The sequence below is a fragment of the Acidobacteriota bacterium genome (genome assembly GCA_016715115.1).
In the GTDB taxonomy this organism is placed as follows: Bacteria; Acidobacteriota; Blastocatellia; order Pyrinomonadales; family Pyrinomonadaceae; genus JAFDVJ01.
Genome location: JADKBM010000016.1, coordinates 1,378,720 through 1,400,787 on the forward strand (window position 1 = coordinate 1,378,720; position 22,068 = coordinate 1,400,787).

11 protein-coding genes are annotated in these 22,068 nt (G+C 57.2%); 4 read left to right on the forward strand and 7 right to left on the reverse strand.

Annotation, left to right across the window (positions count from 1 at the left end; translation table 11 throughout):
* Nucleotides 1-14 precede the first annotated feature (14 nt).
* Nucleotides 15-1,247, forward strand: a complete 1,233-nt coding sequence (gene preA, locus IPN69_23960) for an NAD-dependent dihydropyrimidine dehydrogenase subunit PreA (GenBank protein MBK8813765.1) — start codon at nt 15-17, stop codon at nt 1,245-1,247.
* Nucleotides 1,248-1,314: 67 nt separating this feature from the next.
* Nucleotides 1,315-2,112, forward strand: a complete 798-nt coding sequence (locus IPN69_23965; protein MBK8813766.1) for a hypothetical protein — start codon at nt 1,315-1,317, stop codon at nt 2,110-2,112.
* 126 nt (nt 2,113-2,238) lie between these two features.
* On the opposite strand, the gene IPN69_23970 is transcribed toward IPN69_23965, so the two are convergent.
* Together IPN69_23970 and IPN69_23975 are read right to left on the reverse strand one after the other, a co-directional pair.
* A complete protein-coding gene (locus IPN69_23970; protein MBK8813767.1) occupies nt 2,239-7,950 on the reverse strand; it encodes a protein kinase in 5,712 nt (1,903 codons plus the stop codon).
* A gap of 107 nt (nt 7,951-8,057) precedes the next feature.
* Nucleotides 8,058-8,627 (reverse strand): sigma-70 family RNA polymerase sigma factor, encoded by a 570-nt coding sequence (locus tag IPN69_23975; protein MBK8813768.1) that lies wholly within the window; start codon nt 8,625-8,627, stop codon nt 8,058-8,060.
* A gap of 171 nt (nt 8,628-8,798) precedes the next feature.
* Here IPN69_23975 and IPN69_23980 point away from each other — a divergent pair, with 171 nt between their 5' ends.
* Nucleotides 8,799-10,241, forward strand: a complete 1,443-nt coding sequence (locus IPN69_23980) for a hypothetical protein (protein MBK8813769.1) — start codon at nt 8,799-8,801, stop codon at nt 10,239-10,241.
* Nucleotides 10,242-10,489: 248 nt separating this feature from the next.
* On the opposite strand, the gene IPN69_23985 is transcribed toward IPN69_23980, so the two are convergent.
* The 3 genes from IPN69_23985 to IPN69_23995 all read right to left on the reverse strand — a co-directional run bounded on the left by IPN69_23985 (nt 10,490) and on the right by IPN69_23995 (nt 13,583).
* Nucleotides 10,490-11,593: a 3-deoxy-7-phosphoheptulonate synthase gene (locus tag IPN69_23985; GenBank protein ID MBK8813770.1), complete on the reverse strand. Its 1,104-nt coding sequence runs from the start codon at nt 11,591-11,593 to the stop codon at nt 10,490-10,492.
* A gap of 147 nt (nt 11,594-11,740) precedes the next feature.
* Nucleotides 11,741-12,898, reverse strand: coding sequence for a bifunctional chorismate mutase/prephenate dehydratase (locus IPN69_23990; protein ID MBK8813771.1), 1,158 nt, complete (start codon nt 12,896-12,898; stop codon nt 11,741-11,743).
* A gap of 112 nt (nt 12,899-13,010) precedes the next feature.
* Nucleotides 13,011-13,583 (reverse strand): transposase, encoded by a 573-nt coding sequence (locus IPN69_23995; GenBank protein ID MBK8813772.1) that lies wholly within the window; start codon nt 13,581-13,583, stop codon nt 13,011-13,013.
* Between the two features lie 245 nt (nt 13,584-13,828).
* On the opposite strand from IPN69_23995, the gene IPN69_24000 reads away from it, so the two are divergent.
* The gene (locus IPN69_24000; GenBank protein MBK8813773.1) at nt 13,829-17,125 is read left to right on the forward strand and encodes a glycosyl hydrolase; all 3,297 of its coding nucleotides are present in this window, start codon (nt 13,829-13,831) and stop codon (nt 17,123-17,125) included.
* A 126-nt stretch (nt 17,126-17,251) separates the two neighbouring features.
* On the opposite strand, the gene IPN69_24005 is transcribed toward IPN69_24000, so the two are convergent.
* Both IPN69_24005 and nifJ read right to left on the reverse strand, forming a co-directional pair.
* Nucleotides 17,252-18,250, reverse strand: coding sequence for a dihydroorotate dehydrogenase-like protein (locus tag IPN69_24005; GenBank protein ID MBK8813774.1), 999 nt, complete (start codon nt 18,248-18,250; stop codon nt 17,252-17,254).
* A gap of 133 nt (nt 18,251-18,383) precedes the next feature.
* Complete coding sequence (gene nifJ / locus IPN69_24010) at nt 18,384-21,983, reverse strand: pyruvate:ferredoxin (flavodoxin) oxidoreductase (GenBank protein ID MBK8813775.1); 3,600 nt, start codon at nt 21,981-21,983, stop codon at nt 18,384-18,386.
* Nucleotides 21,984-22,068 lie beyond the last annotated feature (85 nt).

The window sequence follows — 22,068 nt, forward strand, 5'->3', positions numbered from 1 at the left end:
GTTTAACTAATATCATGGCAGATCTAAGTGTAAATTTCGCAGGCATCAAATCTCCGAATCCGTTTTGGCTTGCTTCGGCGCCGCCGACGAATATGGGCTCGATGATCGAGCGCGCGTTCGACGCCGGTTGGGGCGGCGCGGTCTGGAAGACGCTCGGCGAGCCGATCGTCAACGTTTCCTCAAGGCTCGCGGCGATCGATTACGGTTCGACGCGAATGCTCGGGCTCAACAACATCGAACTCATCACCGACCGTCCGCTCGAGGTCAACTTGCGCGAGATGTACGAGTGCAAGAAAAAGTACCCGAATCACGCGGTGATCGCGTCGTTGATGGTCGAATCCAAACGCGAAGCGTGGCACGAGATCGTCAAACGCACTCAGGACACAGGCTGCGACGGATTCGAGCTCAACTTCGGATGTCCGCACGGAATGTCGGAACGCGGAATGGGCGCGGCGATGGGCCAGGTTCCGGAATACACCTGTATGGTCACCGAATGGGTCAAGGAAGTCTCGGCGTTGCCGGTGATCGTCAAACTGACGCCCAACGTGACGAACATCGTTCCGCCCGGGCGCGCGGCCCAAAAAGGCGGCGCCGACGCGGTGTCGCTGATCAACACGATCAATTCGGTGATGGGCGTCGATCTCGATACGATGATCCCGCATCCGAACGTCAACGGAATGGCTGCGCACGGCGGTTATTGCGGGCCGGCGGTAAAACCGATCGCGCTCAATATGGTCTCGGAGCTCGCGCGCGATGCGGAATTCAGCATTCCGATCTCGGGCATTGGCGGAATTTCGACCTGGCGCGACGCCGTCGAGTTTATTCTGCTCGGCGCCGGAACGGTTCAGGTCTGCACGGCGGTGATGCATTACGGTTACCGCATCGTCGAGGATATGATCGACGGGCTCAATTCGTATCTCGACGATAAAGACTTCGCTTCGGTCAACGATATTGTCGGCAGATCGGTCGATCGGGTCACGGACTGGGGCAACCTGGATCTCAATTACAAGGTCGTCGCGCGGGTAAATAATGAGCACTGCGTCAAATGCAATCTCTGCTACATCGCCTGCGAAGACGGCGCGCACCAGTGTTTCAGTTTTGACGACAACAAGTTCCCTGTCGTCGACGAACACGAGTGCGTCGGCTGCAATCTTTGCACTCTCGTCTGCCCGGCTCCCGGCGCGGTAACGATGGTCCGCCTCGACGACGGCAGCAATCCGCAGAGCTGGAAGCAGAGGATCGGTTAGCGGTGAACCGTCCGAACCCGGCGGCAGCAACCGGCAAATCCGCAATAGATCTTGTGAGCCTTAGTTTATGAAAAAGAGCATTCAACTCGTCTTGTCGATCGCGATTGCAGCCGTCGTCGCGTTCGGTCAAAAGGGTCCTCTGCCGTTCGACAATTCGGTGTTCGATTCAAACTTCGAAACGGCCAAATGGCTTGCCGAATATGATGAGGTCGCCTGGAAAACCAGTGACGTTGTCATGGCCCAGGACAAGAAGGAATTGGCGCGGCTCGGAACCGCCTGGTTTTGCTTCAAGGACTCAAAAGACGCGTGGCACGCGGTCTACGGGAAGTTTGAGAACTCACAATTCGAATTGGTCTTTCATTTCACGATGGACGCCAAAAAGGTCGTCACCCGTTCGGAAGAAAAACCGGATTCGGGCATGCTCGTTCTCTATGCAAAGGCCCTCGGTCTTGGGCAAGCGAAGGTGAAGGAACGAGTCGGTGCAAATGCTCCAGCGTTCAACCAGTATATTCGCCGAAACTCCGATCAGACATTCACAGTCTGGTTGTTTCCCGCGTTCCAGACAAACGGGCTCGCGGTTTACGGCGGCGAAGGCATTTTCACGATCGATTCAAAGGCCGAAAAGATCACAAAAGATGAGAGCTACTATCAGCCCGGTTTTCGGGGATTCCCGACCGGCAATCCGCGCGAGATTTGGCTCAACTACCGCGAATTGAAGGCGCCGACGCTCGGGGCGATATTCTTTGTTTGGTACTATCGCGAGTATTTCACGAGCATCAATATCGACAATGCTGAAAGTATGAGTACGCTGATCAAGTCCGGGAACAGCCACCTTTGGGTTCATGTGGTGAAGGATAAGAAGTAGGCCGGATACGCGTCTTGGTTTTCTGTGTGGTCGACTCGAAAACCGATCGATTCCGATCGATTCTGACCGAATCCACGCAATCTCAGATACCGGAACGGAACTTCCTCGATAGATTGTTCTGAAGAGTCAACGCTCAAGCCGGGTCAGTTCGACAAACCGCGGATCGTTCTTGATCTTGTCGTAGCGCGGCTCGACCGCCGCGAAATTCAGACTGTACGAACGAACCTCGCGCGCGCGGGCGAGCCAACGGACCGCATTGTCGGCATCACCGAGCAGCGCATAGGCGATCGCCATCTCGTCGGCATATCCACGGGCGTTGCCCTTGACCACGCCGGACGCTTCGGCCTTTCTCAGACTCGCCATTGCTTCGTCGCGTTTGCCGCCGATCGTCAACACCTGTGCCGTAATCATCAACCAGCCCGGCTCGTCGGGATCGGTCGCGCCGGCGTAGAGCCTTTCCCGTTCGTAAGCCGCCGACGCATTCGGAAAATCGCCGGCGCTGAGGTAGATGATGCGCATCGATTTGTGCGCCGGAACCAATGCCGGATTTATTTCAAGCGACTTCTTTGCAAACGCGATCGCTTCGTCGCGCCGCCCGGCATAGTTGTATATCAATGCCGCCGCGGTCTGGATGATTGCCGACCGCGGCTCGAGTTCGATTGCCTTATTGATGCTTGCCACTGCGTCGTCAAACCGCCCCATCGACGCCAACGCCAGACCCGACCAATGATGGGCCGTCGCGTATGACGGATTGAGCTCGGTCGCCCGGCGAAGCTCGACGATCGCGTCTGCGCGTCGATATTCGGAGTAAAGCAGGATGTACCCGAGCGATGCGTGCGCTTCGGCGAGATTTTCATCAAGTTCAAGCGCCTTTGTCGCGTTCTGTTTGGCGATGCCGTACGCTTCATCAGGCGGCGGAACCTGATAAAGATTCAGAAGCGACCAAGCGTCAGCGAGTCCGGCGTAGGCGAGAGCGAATTTCGGATCCGTGTCGCGCGCCTTTTCAAACGTCGTGATCGCCTTTCGCAGGTTCTCTGCCGAACGATTTGCCATCAGATATCGACCCGCGAGATAGAGTTGATAGGCCTCTGAGTTTTCCGTGTAGATCTTGTCGATCTGCTGTCGCTCCGTCGAACTCAGCTCGACCGTCAACGCGTTTAGGACCTGATCGGCGATCGATATCTGCAGGCTTGGGAAATCCGTTCGCTTTTCGTTAAATGATCGACTCCATTGGATTTTTTCGGTTTGCGTGTCAATAAGTTCAGCACTCACCGCAAGTTGATCGCCAGTGTCGTGAAGCGTCCCCCGGAGAACGTACGCGACCCCGAATGTCTTGCCGAGCTCATTCGGCGACTGACCGTCGGGAACATTCAACAGTGCGGACCGAACCGAAAGTCCGCTCGCCTGACCGAGTTTGCGATGTATAGATTCGGCGAGCCCAACGCCTAACTCGACTTCGTTCGGCGTATGCGAATCGGTCCGGAACGGGAGCACCGCGATCGTTTTCACCCTTTTGTCCAGAACCGTCGGCATTTGCGGCACGACCCTTTCGCCGCCTGTAATGCCGCGCCACGCGAATACGGCAAGAACTACGAAAAGCAATCCAATAAGTCCGTACGCGGCATAGCGAAATCCCGAACCGGCGTGCCCCGGCGCAACGACATTGTCCGATGCCGCCAAAACGCTCTCATTGGTGTCGTCGCGGAGGATCATTGTCGCGATCTGCGATTGATGTATCGCATCGGCGTCGCCCGCGCTTCCGATCTGCGCGACCAAGCCAAGGTATCTCGGATCTTCGCGCAGCGAATCGAACCGCGAATCGACCGGCACGTAGACAGCCCAGTAGTCCTTTTCGTCGATCGATCGTTCGAGCCAGACGAATGCTTCGTCGATCTCGCCGAGTTCGATGGATATCAGTGCTGAAAAGATCGGCGGAACATATTGTTTGGCGCGTCGCGTTTCGAGTTCGGCCGCAATCGCCCGCGCCTCTTCAAATTTTCCGACCGCCGCGAGCGCACAGGCGTGCGCGTAAAGCGGCAAACTTTGTCGCTGGCTCAACTCAACCGCCAGTCCGCATTTGTCGACTGCCTCCAGCGGATCTTCAAGGTACCGCACGAACCATCCGAATCCCGCAAGCGCCGTCGGGTTATTCGGGTGCAGCGCAATCGCCTGCCGGAGTTTTGCGATCGCGTCGTCAAATCGGCGTGCGTTGCGCAAAATAATCGTGAAGGCCACCGATAGCGAGGCTGATTGGGGATTCAATCGCTCAGCCGTCAACATCGCCCGCACGGCCCGATCGTGGCGTCCGAGAACCGAATAAAGCTGCCCAAACCAGTTGTGCGCTTCGGCAGAATTCGGATTTAGCCCGATCGCCTTCTTGAGGTACTGTTCGGCAGCCACGAAGTCCCAATCGTAACCGAGCGAAATAACAGCGAGCGAGACGTACGCCTCCGAGAGTCCGGGATCGAGTTCGACCGCTTTGAGCGCCGCTTCTTTTGCGGCCGGGAACGTCTCCGTCGGCGCCATAATGCCGAAAATGCTCAGAAAATTGTAATAGTCCGCGACACCGCTGTACGCCGGAGCAAAATCAGGGTCGAGCGCGATCGCTTCATAAAAGGCGACGAGCGATTTCGCCAAGCCATCGGCCGTGTATTGATGCCAGTGAAATCGTCCGCGAAGGTAAGCTTCGTAGGCTTCCGTGTTGCTTGTCCCGCGACTCCCGATTCGTATCTGTTCATCGCCCGTCAAACGCACAACCAGTGCTTCCGCGATCTGCTTCGAGATCGAATCCTCAAGCGCGAGAACGTCGGTCAACTCTTCATCGAACGATCGAGCCCAGACTGCTGTCCGTTGTGTCGCGTTCAACAGTTGAATCGAAATGCGAATGCGGCTGCCGACGCGGCGAAGGGATCCGTCGACGACAAACTCGACGCCGAGCTGCGTCGCGGCGTCGAATGGATCGGTCCCGCCGCCGAAAGGAATTACCGAACTCGTCGGACGAACGATCAGACGACGGATGCCGCTGAGCCGGTTGATCAGCGCGTCCGCCAGACCGATGCCGAGAAATTCCTCCTGCGTGTCGTCCGCACGAGTTGCGTGCAGGATCTTCAACGGCAGGACCGCGATCGAGGTTTTTTCGAATTCATCCGGTTCAGCGTTCGTTTCCCGGAACGCGAGTGGATTCCTCATTCGTCGCAGCAACGCCCAAAACCGAGGATCCTCGTGCAACGGCTTGAGGAGCGGTTCGGTGCCGAGCCAAAGCGCCCACGGATCGTTCTCGTCGATCGATTGTTCGAGGTATTTGAAGGCTTCGTCCCGATTGTCGAGCGCGGCGTTCGCAAGTCCGAGAAAGCACGGCTTTACATAGCCGAGTTCGGAAAGCCGAAGCATTTCGTCGAGCACCCGTTCCGCTTCGTCGCGAAGTCCGTTGGCGACGAGCGCGAAACACAGCTGGTATTTTGCGAGTGCCGAGTCCGGTATCATCTCGTCGAATCGTCGAAAATACGGCAGAGCCGCTTCCGGATTCCCAAGCGCCAAAAGATTGATCCCGATCTGCGCATTGCCCTGCGGATAGTTCCGATCGAGTTCCGTGATCTGCCGCGCGACCGTCAACGCCTCGTCGAATCGATGCGCCTGATAAAGCGTCCAGGCAACCAGAGTCTTCGTTCGCGGCGAAAGCGCGTCAAGGCGGTCGGCGATATGGATCTCGCGAACGCCGTCGTCGGTTCGCCCTGTCCCGACGAGCACCGCAGCGTACCATTCATGCGACTGCGGATAGTTCGGCGCGAGTTGGATCGATTTAAGTTGGAGGCGCTCCGATTCAGCCCATTCAAATTCATTCTGATGCAGCAATCCGAGCGACGCGTACGCTTCACCGAGCGAATCGTCGAGCTCGATCGCACGCGATGCCGAGGTCCGCGCGAGCCGAAGTCCCTCGACCGACGGGATCATACCGTAGATATTGGCCCAAATGTAAAAATCCGCAAGGCCGACGTGGGCCAGCGCATAACCCGGATCCGCGGCGATCGCGGCCTCAAAAGCTTCGCGGGCTTTGCTCAGCGAATCGGGAGTGAATTGGTTCCAGTAATAACGACCGCGCAGATATGCTTCGTATGCATCGGGCGAGTTCGTCCGGCGCTTGTTCAGCTGAAGTTCCTCTTCACCCGTGAGTTGCGGAACGAGCGACTTGACGACGCGTTCGGAGATCGAGTCCTCGATCTCGAGAACATCGGAGAAACTTTCGTCGAAGCTCTCCGCCCAACGCGCCGAGTTTTCAGCGACGCTCAGAAACTGGAGCGTGATCCGCAAACGATCGCCGGCGCGTCGGATGTTGCCGTCGAGAATAAAGTCGACGCCGAGCGCTCGTCCGGCGGCGAATGGATCGTTTTCGCCGTCGGCGAAACGCAGCACCGAGCTTGTCGGGCGAACAACAAAACGACGGATGTTGGAAAGCCGGGTGATCAACGCGTCGGCGAGTCCGATGCCCAGAAATTCGTCGCCCGTATCCCCGCGCATTCCGACGGCCAGCATCTTCAGCGGAAGAACGGCGAGCGAGATCTCACCGTCGGAGGCCCGTGTGATCGAACGCGGGATTCGCATCGACGACGAACGGAAGTCTTCGGCCATAACCGGCCGGTTTTCAAGAAAGTGAAGAATGTCGTCGGCAAACTCGCCGGCGGATCGATATCGTTCGTTCGGATCCTTGCGCATCGCCTTGAGCACGATCCGTTCGAGATCACCGGAAAGGTCTCGGCGCAGCGTCTCCAGATTCGAATTTCGATTTTCGAAGACGTGGCCCGAATCGGTGCGGTCCGATTCGCCGGTTGCGACAAGATTATCGTCCCGCGTCAAGCTGGCGCCGAGGCTATCAGGTTCTTCCTCGCAAATGACCCGCGCGATCTCATGCAGTGCCCGATTCTTCAAACGGTACGGACGGTGTCCGGTGAGCAACTCGTAGAGCAGAACGCCGAGACTGTAGATATCGCTGGCGATCGTCACCGCCTCGCCGCGGACCTGTTCGGGTGACGCGTATTCGGGCGTCATCATCCGCATCGCCGTCGCGGTCGGGTCGATCGAATCGGCGGCGAGCTCAGGATTGAGTATTTTGGCGATGCCGAAGTCAAGGAGTTTGACCAGCCCGTCCGATGTGACGAGAATATTCGACGGTTTGATGTCGCGATGGATGATCAGATTCTGATGGGCGTAGTCGATCGCAAAACAAATCGTTCGGAAGAGTTCCAGACGTTGGTTGATCGAAAGCTTTTCCGAATCGCAATAGCGATAGACCGGTTTGCCCTCGATGAATTCCATCACGAAAAACGGTAGCCCATCGTCGGTCGTGCCGCCGTCGAGAAGTCGTGCGATGTTCGGATGGTCGAGCGTCGCGAGGATCTGGCGCTCGTTTCGAAAGCGGCGGACGATGAAATCCGTGTCCATTCCGCGTTTGATTACTTTAAGTGCGACTCGCTGGCGGAACTCGCCGTCATCTCGTTCGGCGAGGTACACGGCTCCCATACCGCCGCGACCTATTTCGTGAGTCAATCGGTAAGCGCCGAGCCGACGGCCGATCAGCGTTTCCTCGACGCGCCTTATCTCGTCGCCGAGCGAATCGGAGATCCTTCCGCGTTCTGTCTTTCCGAGCATCAACGAATCGGTCCACGCCGGCGACTCAATAAAATCGTCGGCATCTTCAAGATTCGAAACGAGTTTTCGGACTTCGGCGACGAGTTCCTGATCGGCGGAGTGATTCTCGTCGAGAAAGCGTTCGCGATCGTCAGGCGCGAGCTCGACGACCGCCTGAAAAACCTCTTCGATTTGACGCCAACGCCTTTGATCCATTTTGGATTTTAGGTTTTAGATTTTGGATTGGTCCAACGTCTTAGCCAAAACGGCAATCCGAAATTGGGGGCTCTCGAAATCCAAAATCCAAAATAGCAACTCCCAAATCAATTCCTGGCTATTTGTCCGTAGAGCCACGCCTTGGCCATTTTCCAATGGCGCTTGACGGTGATCTCGCTAACACCCATTACTTCGGCGGTTTCTTCGACCGACAGGCCGCCGAAATATCGAAGCTCGACGATGCGCGCCTTTTGGGGATCCAATTCGTTGAGGTTTTCGAGCGCTTCGTCGAGAGCAAGAAGTTCAAAACTCTTCGCGTCCGAGACAACGACCAGAGCTTCTTCCAGTTGTTCCTTTGAGAATTCGCCGCCGCGTTTTTCGGAATTATGCTTGCGTGCGTGATCGACCAGGATGCGCCGCATAATATTCGCCGCGACTCCGAAAAAATGCGCACGATTCTGCCACTGGACGTTGCGCTGGTCGACGAGTTTCATATACGCCTCGTGCACCAGCGCCGTTGGCTGCAGCGTGTGATCGGCGCGTTCGCGCCGCAGATAGTTGTTTGCCAACTTGCGAAGTTCGCCATAAACGATCGGGAGAAGCGCCTCAAGAACCTGCGTGTTTCCGCCGGTCAATTCGACAAGCAACTGGGTGACGTTTTTATCCGATTGTTCCACGCTGAAAACGACCTTCAAATTCTTCTCAAAACCGTCCTCAAAGTATAACCAAAGTCCCCGATTACTCCAACCAAAATATGCTTTTGATACTTCACTGATACCTTCCGCCGATCGTTTGCGCGTGAACGATTGACGGCGCAAAACGGCCGACCATTCAAGGAGAGCATTAATATGAAAAACATCCGATTCATCTTTATCGCAATTATTCTTTCAGCCCTTTCGATCACGGCGGCGGCGGACGTCAAAGTCAAGTCCAGGCAGTCAGTCAGCGGCCAAACGACCGAGAGCACGACGTATATCAAAGGCAAGCGCCAACGCTCCGAGCAAAACACGGGCGGAATTTCCAGCGTGACGCTTACGCAATGCGACCTCAAGCGAAGCGTTCAGATCAATCCGCAAGCGCAGGTCTATCTTGTCAATTCCTGGGCAGCGGACAATACCGTTCCCGCCAAAGTGACGAAAAGCGGCTCGACCACCGTCGAGTCCAAAAAGGGCGGCGTCCTGACGACGACGGTCACGACAAAAGATACGGGCGAAACCAAGAAAATGTTCGGCTACATCGCTCGTCATCTGATCGTCACGATCGAGACCGAATCATCTGCCGACGCGTGTTCGCAAACCAAGTCGAAGATGGTCACCGATGGCTGGTACATCGACGCGGCATTCGCGCTCGATTGCGATTATGACCGCTACGGGCATATTCAGCCGAACCCGCGCGGCGGCTGTATCGACAGATACGAAGTCAAACAGGTTGGCGCGGCCAAACGCGGATATCCGGTTGTCGAAAAAACGACGATGTTCGATGCGTCGGGCAAGGAATCGTTCACGATGACGAACGAGGTTATCGAACTTTCAAGCGCCACGCTCGACGCAGCTTTATTCGACGTTCCCGCTGATTATCGTGAAGTTCAAGACAGTTCGCAGATGTACGCGGCGCGGACTACCGCGATCTCGAACATTTCGGATCGGTCGATGAATACTTCCGTTCCGTCGACGGATCAGTCGGGCCTCAATTCAACGATCGCATCAAAAAGCGCGAGCCGCGAGGCGACCCCGATGCTTGCCGAAAGGAAGGAAGGCGTGATTCGCATCGGTTTGCCGGCGATCAAAACGGGTTCCGTCGGTGACGGAGTCAATGCCGCCGAATTGGCCGCCGCGATCGAGAACACGTTCGGAGGATATTTCAAGGGAACGAAGATCGAGATCGTCAAGCTCGAGGCGAAATTGTCGATCGCGATCGAAGCGGAGGCCGCCGACAAGGAATGCGATTTTGTTCTTTACGCGCAGACATCCCACAAGAAAGGCGGCGGGAGCGGATTTGGAATGTTCACGAAGGTCATTGCGCCCGTAGTGAGCCGTACGGGAATCGGCCAAACGGGAAGTACGGTCGGCAACGTCGCCGGGCAAGTTGCGACCCAGACAATCTATTCGGCAGCGAGCGCTTCGGCGAACATCAAACCAAAGGATGAAGTGACGCTCGACATTAAATTGGTCAAAGGCTCGACGGTCGCAATGTCAAAGCAGTTCAAAGCAAAAGCCAAATCGGCAGGCGAAGACATCATTTCGCCGCTCGTCGAACAGGCCGCGACGGCGATCATCGAAGTTGCGAGGTAGGAACCAAGAGGGACCGCGTGAATCTCGAGTCACGCGGTCCCTCGCTGGCGTTTTGATATCGCGCTTGCCATATGTGTTGCTCGAATCGAGATCTTGTCCGCGTCGGCGACAAGCGACCGACAGTCGGTCGTTCGCGATTCGGCGTCTCCGACGCAACGAAACCGAATGCATCCAAATAGCTTATTAAAGATAACTTAATCTTCGTGCAGGCAAGGCGCCTCAAATACATATATGGCTTGCGAGATGTGTTAATCGAATAATGTCCGCCTTTTTTCGTAGGCTTCGCGAACGATACGTACATCCTCCAAAAACGACGGAAGTTCTTCCAATCGCAAGGCCTGCGGCCCGTCCACGAGCGCCACGCTCGGGTCAGGATGAAAATCGACGAGGATCATATTCGCGCCGGCGATTACTCCTTGCGCGGTGACGTGCATAATGTCGAGAATATTGTCCGAACTGCGCGCGCGCGAACCGACCGAGTGCGACGGATCGACGCAAACCGGCATCCGGGTAAGTCGCTTGACGACCGGAATATGAGCAAAATCGACCATGTTCCGATGCGGATCTCCGATGTTCGTCTTCATCCCCCGAAACGCGAAGATAACCTTTTGATTGCCCTCGCTGGCGAGGTACTCGGCCGCGTGGAGCGATTCGTCAAGCGTGATCCCGAAGCCGCGCTTGAGGAGAACCGGGAACTCCTGTTGGCGTCCCGCGCTCTTGAGCAACTCAAAATTCTGCGTGTTGCGCGTGCCTATCTGAAGCATCACGCCTGTCGGATCACCCGTCGCGGCGAGCGCTTCGCGGATCTCGTCGATATGCGATTCGTGGGTGATCTCCATCGCGATGACCTTGATGCCATATTTTCCGGCGAGTTCGAAAACGTATTCGAGGCAATTCTTCCCGTGCCCCTGGAACGAATACGGGCTGGTCCGCGGCTTGTACGCGCCCATCCGCGTGCAAACCTGGCCGTTCTCTTTCAGCGCCTGCATCATCCGTTCGACGCTTTGTGGTGAATCCACCGCGCATAGGCCGGCGAAAACGTTCAGATTGTCCTGACTGAAAACCACGCCCTGATATATAAAATGGTTCGGACGGCTATCGTTCTTGTGACGTCCGAGGACGCGGTACTCTTCTGAAACGCGGACGACGTGGTCGACGCCCGGAAAACTGCGCATTTCGTCCAGCGAAATCGCGGCTGTATTGCCGATCAGATAAATTTCGGTCAAAACCTGTTCGGCGCCCTGCACGTGATGAACGCGCATTTCGATGTTGGGCAGGTTCTTCAAATGCGACTCGAGCCGCAGGAATTCACGGCTCTCGGCATCGGTCTGCGGTTTAAGGATAATGATCATAATGATTCTGACTGGAGCGCAAGCGTCCCCGCTTGCAATGAGCGCGGAGCGCGAACGAACCGTTTCACGAAATTGCTGTCCCGGCCCAAAGGCCGCGACGGCGCTTCGCACCGTTTGCGGGACGCTTGCGGGACGCTTGCGCTCCGGTCAATCTGGTCTCTCAATGCTTATCGTCGAATATCTCCCCAGAAACCTTACTTCGGCGGCCTGTTCCTTGATTTCATCGAGCGCGCCGCGGAGTTCGCTTTCGCTCGCCGGAGCCTGCAAATCAAAGTAGAAGTTGAATTCCGACGGCATCCCTTTGATCGGCCGGCTTTCGATCTTCAACAAGTTGATCCCGCGCCGCACGAAGGGCCGCATCGCGTTGTGCAACGCACCCGGTTCGTGCTTGAGTCGAACGATCAGCGAGATTTTGGAGCCTGTGGCGCGTTCGTCCGGCACGTTGGTCAGCAACGCAAACCGCGTGAAATTCTCGGCGTGGTCCTCGATATGCTCGCGCAAGATCTTGCCGCCGTAGATCGCCGCGGTGCGTTTACCGCCGATCGCCGCGCGGCTCGCGTCACCGCTCTCGATCGCGCGCTTCACGCTGCCGGCCGTATCGTCCGCCGCGACGCCTATCAAATCCGGATGGGCCGCAAAAAAACGTTCGCATTGTGCCAATGCGACCGGATGCGATTCGACGGTTTTCAGAGATTCGAACGACGCATTCGGCGGACCGATCAGAAAATGCGAGATCGGCAGAACGGCTTCCGCGACGACGCTCAGTGAACTCGCAAGAAGCAGGTCATAACACCGGTGAACCGAACCGACGAGCGAATTTTCGAGCGGCGACAGGATGTAATCCGCCTTCCCCTCATCGATCGCACGAAAAAGATCGTCAAAAGTCCGGCAAGGCACAGTCCGGCAGTCCGCTCCGAGAATGCCAAGCGCCGCTTCTTCGCTGAAACTTCCGCGTTCGCCCTGAAACGCGACGCGCGAAAGTCGGCCGATGTTTTCAAGGTCGGGGCCCGATGCGGCATCGATCTGCGGAGACCGCTGGAAGTTGCGCTGCTGCAAATGAAGCGATTCGTCGATGATCCTCTGAAAGATATTGGCGACGCTCGTTTCATCGAACGGTCCCGGATTCTCGCGCGTCAGCCGGTCGATCACCTCATGCTCCCGCTGTGGATCGCAAAGCGAGGTGTCGACGTTCGATTTAGCCGCGCCGACGCGCAACGCGATCGAAGCGCGCCGGTTCAGAAGCCTCAGGATCTCGCTGTCGATCGAATCGATCTCGGCTCGCGGATTGTTAATACCTTCAACCATCTTGATTTCGGAATTCTGAATTGAGATCTCGGATTTGATTGTCATACGACCGGCCGCCTGAGGGCAAATCTCAACATCGGATTGGAGCGCGGCCGCGCTCCCTTGCGCACTATCACGAGAAATAATTCGCGCTGCCGAACGGCCAATCCTCCGGTCGATCGCACAACACGGCCTTCACCGGATTGAGGTCGATGTAGTCCAGGACGTTGCAGAAGTGGTCATCATCGCGAATGTAGCGGTCAAAGACCTCTTCCCGCCAGAGTTTGCCTTTTCGTCCGAGCAGTTTATTGATCTCATTCGCCGTGTACGATTTGATCGAATGCTCAACGGCGCTCAAGTCGATGAGGGGCTTGAGCAAGACATGAACGTGATTGGGCATTATCGTCCACGCGAAGAGTTTGTACTTGGCGTCTTTGTGGTGCAGCAACGCGTTTTGAACGATTCCGGCGATCTCCGGATCTCGGAGATAACACTTGCCGTATCCGCTATCCAGATACCGTTCGATACGATCCTGAAGAACCGATTTGGCTTCCGCTTCCGCCAGATCCACGAGTTCGTTCCGCCACACTTCCAAAACCGCTGCCGGCATAGAATCCGCCAGACGAAAGGTCAGGAATTGCGTTTTCTCACCGTCGTCAAAATGAGGTAAATACCCTCGGCTGTGCCAGCCTCGAGGTTCATACATATCTTTTCTCCTTTGGAGCGCGGCCGCGCTCCATCATTTGAATTTCCTTCGCATTATGAGGCGGAGGTGGTTTTTGAGGTCTCCAGTCTATCGCGTTGCATTTCATTTCGACAACATTTTTTCCATTCGCGGGAACAAGCGAGCTACCGCGACGGACTTGATACTCGGTTCGAATCAAGACATAATTCATCCAACCTGATTTACCCGAAAAAAGCCGCTTTCAAGGAGTTTTAGACGTGTCCAAACTGCATTCGTTTTCGATCATTTTTTTCTTTTCGCTGATTCTAAGTTCGACGATCCCCGCTCAAACGCCGAGCCCGACGCCATCGCCGGCCGCAACGGTCGCGCCGACGCCGACTCCGACTCCCGACCCGTTGCCGCCATCGTTGTTCTCGGGTCTGAAGTTCCGCTCGATCGGCCCGGCCGTCACGTCGGGACGCGTCATCGCGTTCGCAGTCGATCCGAACGACCGCACGAAATACTACGTTGCGGTCGCGTCCGGCGGAGTCTGGAAGACGGTCAACAGCGGCACGACGTGGACTCCGGTCTTTGAAAACGAGGGCGCCTTCTCGATCGGTGCGATCGCTCTCGACCCGAAGAATCCGGCGACCGTTTGGGTCGGAACGGGCGAGCGGAATTCGCAGCGCAGCGTCGGCTACGGCGACGGCGTCTACCGTTCGGATGACGGCGGCAAATCGTGGAAGAATATGGGACTTAAGACTTCCGAACACATCGGGCGCATCGCCATTGACCCGCGCGATCCGAACGTCGTTTTCGTCGCGGCGCAGGGCCCGCTCTGGTCGCCGGGCGGCGAACGCGGTCTCTATAAAACGACCGACGGCGGCAAGACCTGGAAAGCCGTCATCACGGTCAGCGAAAATACCGGCGTCACGGACGTCGTCATCGATCCCTCAAATCCCGACACGATTTACGCCGCATCCTGGCAGCGCCGCCGCCATTTTTACACGCTCATCAACGGCGGCCCGGAAAGCGCGATCTGGAAATCAACCGACGGCGGCAACAACTGGACGAAACTGCGCTCCGGCCTTCCGCCGGGCGATATGGGGCGGATCGGACTTTCGATCTCGCCGGCGAACACGAACGTCGTCTATGCAACCGTCGAGGCGAGCGGTACGGCGAGCGGGGTTTTCCGTTCGAACGACCGCGGCGCAACGTGGGAACGCACCGGCACGCAGATCGCACAGGGAATGTATTACGGACAGATCGTCGCGGATCCGAAGAACGTCGACCGCGTCTATATTCCGAATGTCGTTTTTCAGGTTTCGGACGACGCCGGACGGACGCAGCGCGCGCTCGGTGAAAGGCTCAAACACGTCGACAATCACGCCATTTGGATCGACCCGAACAACACCGATTACCTGCTCGTCGGCTCCGACGGCGGAGTTTACGAGAGTTTTGACCGCGGCGCGAACTGGCACTTCAAGGCAAACCTTCCCGTCGCCCAGTTCTATGACGTGACGACCGACACCGCGGTTCCCTTCTACAACGTTTACGGCGGGACGCAGGACAACAACTCGCTCGGCGGGCCTGCGAAAACGCGAAATCAGGCCGGCATAATGAATTCCGACTGGTTCGTGACCAACGGCGGCGATGGCTTTAAGGCGCAGGTCGATCCGCTCGACCCGAACACGATCTATGCCGAAAGTCAGAACGGGGGACTCGTCCGCTTCGACAAACGCACGGGCGAACGAGTCGGCATCGCCCCGATCGAAGGGAAGGACATCGAATCGCAGCGCTACAATTGGGATTCGCCGTTCATCATCAGCCCACACTCGAACACGCGGCTTTATTTCGCCGGCCATAAACTGTTCAAGACCGACAATCGCGGCGACGACTGGAAGGCGATCAGCGGCGACCTGTCGCGCGGAATCGACCGCAATACGCTGCCGGTGATGGGCAAGGTCTGGGGACCCGATGCGATCGCGAAACACCAGTCGACGGCACTTTGGGGGAACGCGTCGGCGGTTGCAGAGTCGCCGAAGAAACAGGGATTCATCGTTGTCGGAACCGACGACGGCCTGATCCAGATCACCGAAAATGATGGCGGAAGCTGGCGCAAGGTCGACAAGATCGCCGGAATCCCGGAACTTTCTTACGTAACGCGCGTCGCGGCGTCGCAGCACGACGTGAACACGATATACGCGCTCTTCAACAACCATCAAAACGGCGACTTCAAGCCGTACATCGTCAAAAGCACCGACGCCGGAAAAACCTGGACTTCGATCTCTGCGAATTTGCCCGAGCGGGGCTCGCTCTACGGTTTCGCCGAAGACCACGTGAATCCGAACCTGCTCTTTGTCGGAACCGAGTTCGGACTGTTTTTCACCGTCGACGGCGGCGCGAAGTGGACCCAGATCAAGGCCGGTCTGCCGACGATCGCCGTTCGTGACATCGCGATCCAGAAACAGGAAAACGATCTCGTGCTTGCGACGTTCGGACGCGGGATCTATGTCCTCGACGATTATTCCGCGCTGCGGCAGACGAACAAGGACGCGGTAAAGCAATCCTCGATCCTTTTCCCGGTCAAGGATGCCCTGATGTTCGTCCGATCGAACGCGCCGTTCACGGGATTTATGGGCGCGTCGTTCTATCTCGCTCCGAATCCGGCATACGGCGCGACATTCACTTATTTCCTGAAGGATGCGCCGAAGACCCTTAAGCAGAAACGGCAGGAAGCGGAACGGGAGGCGGAAAAGAAGAAACAGCCATTCAAGTATCCGTCGATCGCCGAACTCCGGGCAGAGTCCGAAGAAGAACCGCCGGCGCTTTTGTTTACCGTGACTGACGCCGAAGGCAAGATCGTCCGCCGGCTCAGCGCGCCGGCGCTTCCGGGCGTGAACCGCGTTGTATGGGATATGCGTTACGTGACGCCGGCGATCGCCGCGACACCGGCGCAGCTTCCGGCGGATCTTCCGGAAGGCTTCCGTTTCGGTCCGCAAGGCCCGCTTGTGATGCCGGGTCGCTATTCCGTGTCGATGGCGCTCCGCACGGGCGGGGTTGTGACCGCGTTGCCGGGATCGCAGAGTTTCAACATCGTCGTTGAGGGCCGCGAGAAGATGAATGCGGACGAGATCAATGCGCTTTCGGCGTTCCAGAAGAAGGTGTTCGCTCTTCAGCGTTCGGTAAGCGCCGCGTCGGACACGGCGAGTGCGGCGAAGACGCGAATCGGATTGCTCAAACGCGCGGCGCAGGAAGCTCCGGTCGAGAACGGCGGATTGCTCGAAACGGCGAACCGGCTCAACGCCGAGGTCGATTCGATCCTGAACGAACTGCGCGGCGGCCGTGAGAACTCCGAGATCCCGCCGCCGTCGATCGGCGACCGCATCGGTTACGTCGCCGGCGCGATCCGTTTGTCGACGGTTAAGCCGACGCAGACGCAGCTCGATCAGTACGCGCTCGTCGAGTCGCTCTTCAATCCGGAACTCGCGCGGTTGCGAAAACTTGTCGAAACCGACATCCCGGCGTTCGAAAAACAACTCGAAGCCGCCGGCGCGCCGATCACGCCCGGACGGCTTCCATAAACGAAAAGAGGGTAGCGCGGGCATCGGAGCGCCTGAGCGCAACGCACGAAAAAGGCGTCGAAAGTCAAACGCTTTCGACGCCTTCGCGTCGTGCGGGCAAGGATGCCCGCGCTCCAATCCGGCGCCTCACCTCCAATCCTTGTTTTCGATGATCTGGATGTAGTTGCTCCGCTCGTACGCCGTCGGATCGGGGACGTGCTGCTGGCTCATCAACCCCTTGAACGAATCGATCGTGTCAAACTGTTGATCGAGCATATACAGCTCGAGATCCGTCAGTATCTCGCGGATCCACGGAACGCCGTGTTTCAGCAGCGAAGAGGCGACCATTCCGACGTCGGCGCCGGCGAGGATGTATTTGATCAGTTCGCGCGCGCCGTGAACGCCGGTCGTCGCCGCCAGCGATACGGGAATCCGGCCGTACAAAACCGCGATCCAAAGCAACGGCAGCCGAATCTCGGCCGGGACGCTGAGATTAAGATTCGGAACGACCTTGAGCTCATTGATGTCGAAATCGGGCTGGTAAAAACGATTGAAAAACACGAGTGCGTCGGCGCCGGCATCGGTCAAACGCTGGGCCATATTGCCGACCGACGAAAAATACGGGTTGAGCTTCATCGCGATCGGAATATTTACGGCCGCCCGGACCATCTTAACGATCTCAATGTAACGCCGCTCGACCTCTTCCGATGTCAGCCGAATATCGGCGGGGATAAAGTAAACGTTGACCTCCAGCCCGTCGGCGCCGGCCTGTTCGACCTCGCGCGCATACTCGATCCAACCTTCCGGCGTGACGCCGTTCAGACTCGCGATGATCGGGATCTCGACGCGGCGTTTCGCTTCGCGGATCAGTTCGAGATATTGAACGCTTCCGAGGGGATAATCGTCGAGATCAGGGAAGAAGTCCGAAGATTCGGCAAACGCGCTCGACGCCGTTTGGTAAACGCGCTCGAACTTCGCCGTTTCGGCACGGATCTGCTCCTCGAACAAAGAAAACAGAACGACCGCGCCGGCGCCCGCGTCTTCCATCGCGACGATATTGTCAATGCTCTGCGAAAGCGGGTTGGACGAAACCACCAACGGCGACCGCAGAGTCAAGCCCATATAGGTTGTTGATAAATTAGGCATCGTTGTTTGTGAATTGGGATTTCGGATTTCGGATTTCTTTATCCGAATCCCTCCCAGTTTATTCAAAAAATTGTGCGCCAACGTTGGTAATGCATACTCTGAAAATCCGAAATCAGAAATCACCATTCCAAAATTAGAATGTCGGCTGGAACGATCCCGCCCCAAAGCCGGCCATTTCTTCATACGTCCTCCAGCGCAGATCTACGATCTCCTGCGCCAGCTTCATCAGTCGTTCGGCCTCGACCGGCGCGGTCTGCGTCAGAACCTTGTAACGCAGTTCATTGTACGCATAATCGCGCAGCGCGATCGTCGGTTTCGGCGAATCGAGGACGAACGGATTCCCGTTGCTTTTGCGAAGCGCCGGATTGTATCGAATGAGCGGGAAATAACCGCTCGCGACCGCCATTTTCTGCTGCCGCAAACCCTTTTCCATATCGATGCCGTGCGCTATGCAATGGCTGTATGCGAGCACCAGCGACGGACCTTCATAGGCTTCGGCTTCGCGCAGCGCGAGCAGCGTCTGTTGCGGATTCGCGCCCATCGCAACCTGCGCGACGTAAACGTTGCCGTACGAGATCGCCTGGAGCGCAAGGTCCTTTTTGCCGACGCGTTTTCCAGCCGATGCGAACTTCGCCGACGCCGCGGTCGGGGTCGCCTTCGACATCTGACCGCCGGTGTTCGAATAAACTTCAGTGTCGAGCACGAGAACATTGACGTTGCGTCCCGTGGCGAGCGCGTGGTCGAGACCGCCGGCGCCGATATCATAGGCCCATCCGTCGCCGCCGATCAGCCAGACGCTGCGATGGACCAATTGGTCGGCGACCGAAAGAAGCAATTTTGCGTCGAGCGATCCGATTTCAATCAGTCGGCTCTTCAGCGAGGCGACGCGACGTCGCTGTGCTTCGATCTCACTTTCGAGGATCTGCGGCGCTTTCGTCAGTTCGTTAACTGCCTCATCGCCCAGTTCAGGACGCATTCGGTCGAGCAACTGATGCGCCATTCCGAGTTGTTTATCGACTGTCAGCCGCATTCCGAGGCCGAATTCCGCGTTGTCTTCGAAAAGCGAATTCGACCACGCCGGGCCTTGCCCCTTGGAGTTCGAAGACCAGGGCGTCGTCGGCAGGTTCCCGCCGTAGATCGACGAACAACCGGTCGCGTTGGCGACGATCAGACGGTCGCCGAAAAGCTGCGTCAGAACCTTGATGTACGGCGTTTCGCCGCAGCCGGCGCAGGCGCCTGAAAACTCGAAATAAGGTTCGAGAAACTGCACGCCGTGAACGGTCGAATAATTGACGGTCGGTTTTTCGTTTATCGGAAGTTCCTCAAAAAACGCGATCTTGGCGCGTTCGGGTTCAAGATCCTTCGGCTTGTCCGCGAGGTTGATCGCGCGCTTGTTCGGGTTTGCGCGGTCGGTCACCGGGCACGCCTCATAACAGAGATTGCAGCCGGTGCAGTCTTCGAGATAGACCTCGAGCGAGTACTTCGTCTCCGGGAAACCGCGGGCGTTGATCGGCGCCGTCTTGAAACCGTCGGGCGCGTCCTTCAAATGATCGCGATGATAAAACTTCGCGCGGATGACGCTGTGCGGACAGATAAAACCGCAATTGCCGCACTGGATGCAGGCTTCGGGTTCCCACACCGCGATGCGATTCGAAACGTTCCGCTTTTCCCACTTCGCCGTGTTGTTCGGATATGTTCCGTCGATCGGGAGCATACTCACCGGAATCTGATCACCGCGGCCCTCGATCATCATCTGCGTCACGGTCTTGACGAACTGCGGCGCGCGCTCCGGAATCAATACCGGAAGTTCCCGGCGCGCCGAAACTTGCTGCGGAATCGCCACTTCGAACAGATTCTCGAGCGTTTGGTCAACCGCCACGAAATTCTTCTCAATGATCGCCGGGCCTTTTTTGAAATACGTTTTTTCGATCGCGTGCTTGATCTCGGCAATCGCTTCTTCAGGCGGCAGAACGCCCGATAGCTTGAAGAAGCAGGTCTGCATTATCGTATTGATGCGTCCGGCCATCCCGGTCTTGCGGGCGACGTCGGTCGCGTCGATAACGAAAAGCCTGATGCTCTTGTCAACGATCGCCTGCTGCACGCGTTGCGGCAAATGGTTCCAGACCTCGTCCTTGCCGTACGGCGAGTTGAGCAGGAAGGTCGCGCCGTGCTTCGCGAATCCGAGCATTTCTTCCTTTTCGACGAAGTTGAACTGGTGACAGGCGACGAAATCGGCCTTTTCGATCAAATACGGCGCGCGGATCGGATGCTTTCCGAACCTGAGGTGCGAAACCGTCTTCGCGCCCGACTTTTTCGAGTCGTAAACGAAATAGCCCTGCGCGAAGAGATCCGTGTTCTCGCCGATGATCTTGATCGAGTTCTTGTTCGCGCCGACCGTCCCGTCCGCACCGAGACCGAAGAAAAGGGCCTGTGTCCATTCCGATTCGTCGAGTTTGAACGACGGGTCGAACGGCAGACTCGTGTGAGAAACGTCGTCGATGATCCCGACGGTGAAGTGATTCTTCGGATCTCCCGATTTGAGACTGTCGAACACCGACTTCACCATCGCCGGCGTGAACTCCTTCGACGAAAGTCCGTAGCGCCCGCCGACGACGCGCGGCATCGAGCCGATTCTTCCAGCCGACATCGCTTCCATAAAACTCACGAGCACATCCTGATAGAGCGGTTCACCGGTCGCGCCGGACTCTTTCGTGCGATCGAGAACGGCGACGTTCTTCGCCGACTTGGGCATCGCGTCGATGAAATCGTCGGACGGAAACGGCCGGAAAAGCGAGATCTGCAAAACGCCCGATTTTTCGCCTGACCGGGCGAGAAATTCTGCCGTTTCGGACGCCGTTTCGACTCCCGATCCCATAATCACAATGACGTTTTCGGCATCCGCCGCGCCGTAGTATTTGACCGTCGAATAATGCCGTCCGGCAAGTTCGCCAAACTTTCGCATCTCGTCGCGGACGATTCCGGGAACCGCCGCGTAGAAGGGATTGACCGTCTCGCGCCCCTGAAAGTAAACATCCGGATTCTGGGCCGTTCCGCGAATGAAAGGGCGGTCCGGATTTAGTCCGCGCAAGCGATGCGCGATCACCAGATCGTCGTCGATCATCTCCCGGATCTGCTCATCCGAGAGAAAAATGATCTTGTTGACCTCGTGCGACGTCCGAAATCCATCAAAGAAATGCACGAACGGGATCCGCGCACGGAGCGTTACCGCTTGCGCGATCAGCGCCATATCGTGCGCTTCCTGGACGCTCGCCGAGGACAACATCGCAAACCCGGTCGTCCGCGCCGCCATCACGTCCTGATGATCGCCGAAGATCGAGAGGGCCTGCGCGGCCAGCGATCGCGCGGCGACGTGAAAGACCGCCGACGTCAGTTCGCCGGCGATCTTGTACATATTCGGCAGCATCAGCATCAGCCCTTGCGAGGCCGTGAAGGTCGTTGTCAGCGAACCTGTCTGAAGCGCGCCGTGGACCGTCCCGGCGGCGCCGCCCTCGCTCTGCATTTCGATGACTTCAGGGACGTTTCCCCAGATGTTCGTGATGTCTTTCGCCGACCATTCGTCGGCAAACTCGGCCATTGCCGAAGACGGTGTGATCGGATAGATCGCGCAAACTTCGTTGACGCGATACGCAACATAGACCGCTGCTTCGTTTCCGTCCAATGTGACGACATTCTGATTTGCGATTTGCGATTTGCGATTTGCAATTGATTCCATGATTCCTAAATTCCAGGTTCGCGCCGAGCGGCTACCTGCACACACCTTGCACTATGCACTTTGCACTATGCGCCTTGCACTGAAG

Coding starts and splice junctions, on each gene's coding strand:
- preA (MBK8813765.1), top strand. CDS start 15: ATGGCAGATCTAAGTGTAAATTTCGCAGGCATCAAATCTCCGAATCCG.
- IPN69_23965 (MBK8813766.1), top strand. CDS start 1,315: ATGAAAAAGAGCATTCAACTCGTCTTGTCGATCGCGATTGCAGCCGTC.
- IPN69_23970 (MBK8813767.1), bottom strand. CDS start 7,950: ATGGATCAAAGGCGTTGGCGTCAAATCGAAGAGGTTTTTCAGGCGGTC.
- IPN69_23980 (MBK8813769.1), top strand. CDS start 8,799: ATGAAAAACATCCGATTCATCTTTATCGCAATTATTCTTTCAGCCCTT.
- IPN69_23985 (MBK8813770.1), bottom strand. CDS start 11,593: ATGATCATTATCCTTAAACCGCAGACCGATGCCGAGAGCCGTGAATTC.
- IPN69_23990 (MBK8813771.1), bottom strand. CDS start 12,898: ATGGTTGAAGGTATTAACAATCCGCGAGCCGAGATCGATTCGATCGAC.
- IPN69_23995 (MBK8813772.1), bottom strand. CDS start 13,583: ATGTATGAACCTCGAGGCTGGCACAGCCGAGGGTATTTACCTCATTTT.
- IPN69_24005 (MBK8813774.1), bottom strand. CDS start 18,250: ATGCCTAATTTATCAACAACCTATATGGGCTTGACTCTGCGGTCGCCG.
- nifJ (MBK8813775.1), bottom strand. CDS start 21,983: ATGGAATCAATTGCAAATCGCAAATCGCAAATCGCAAATCAGAATGTC.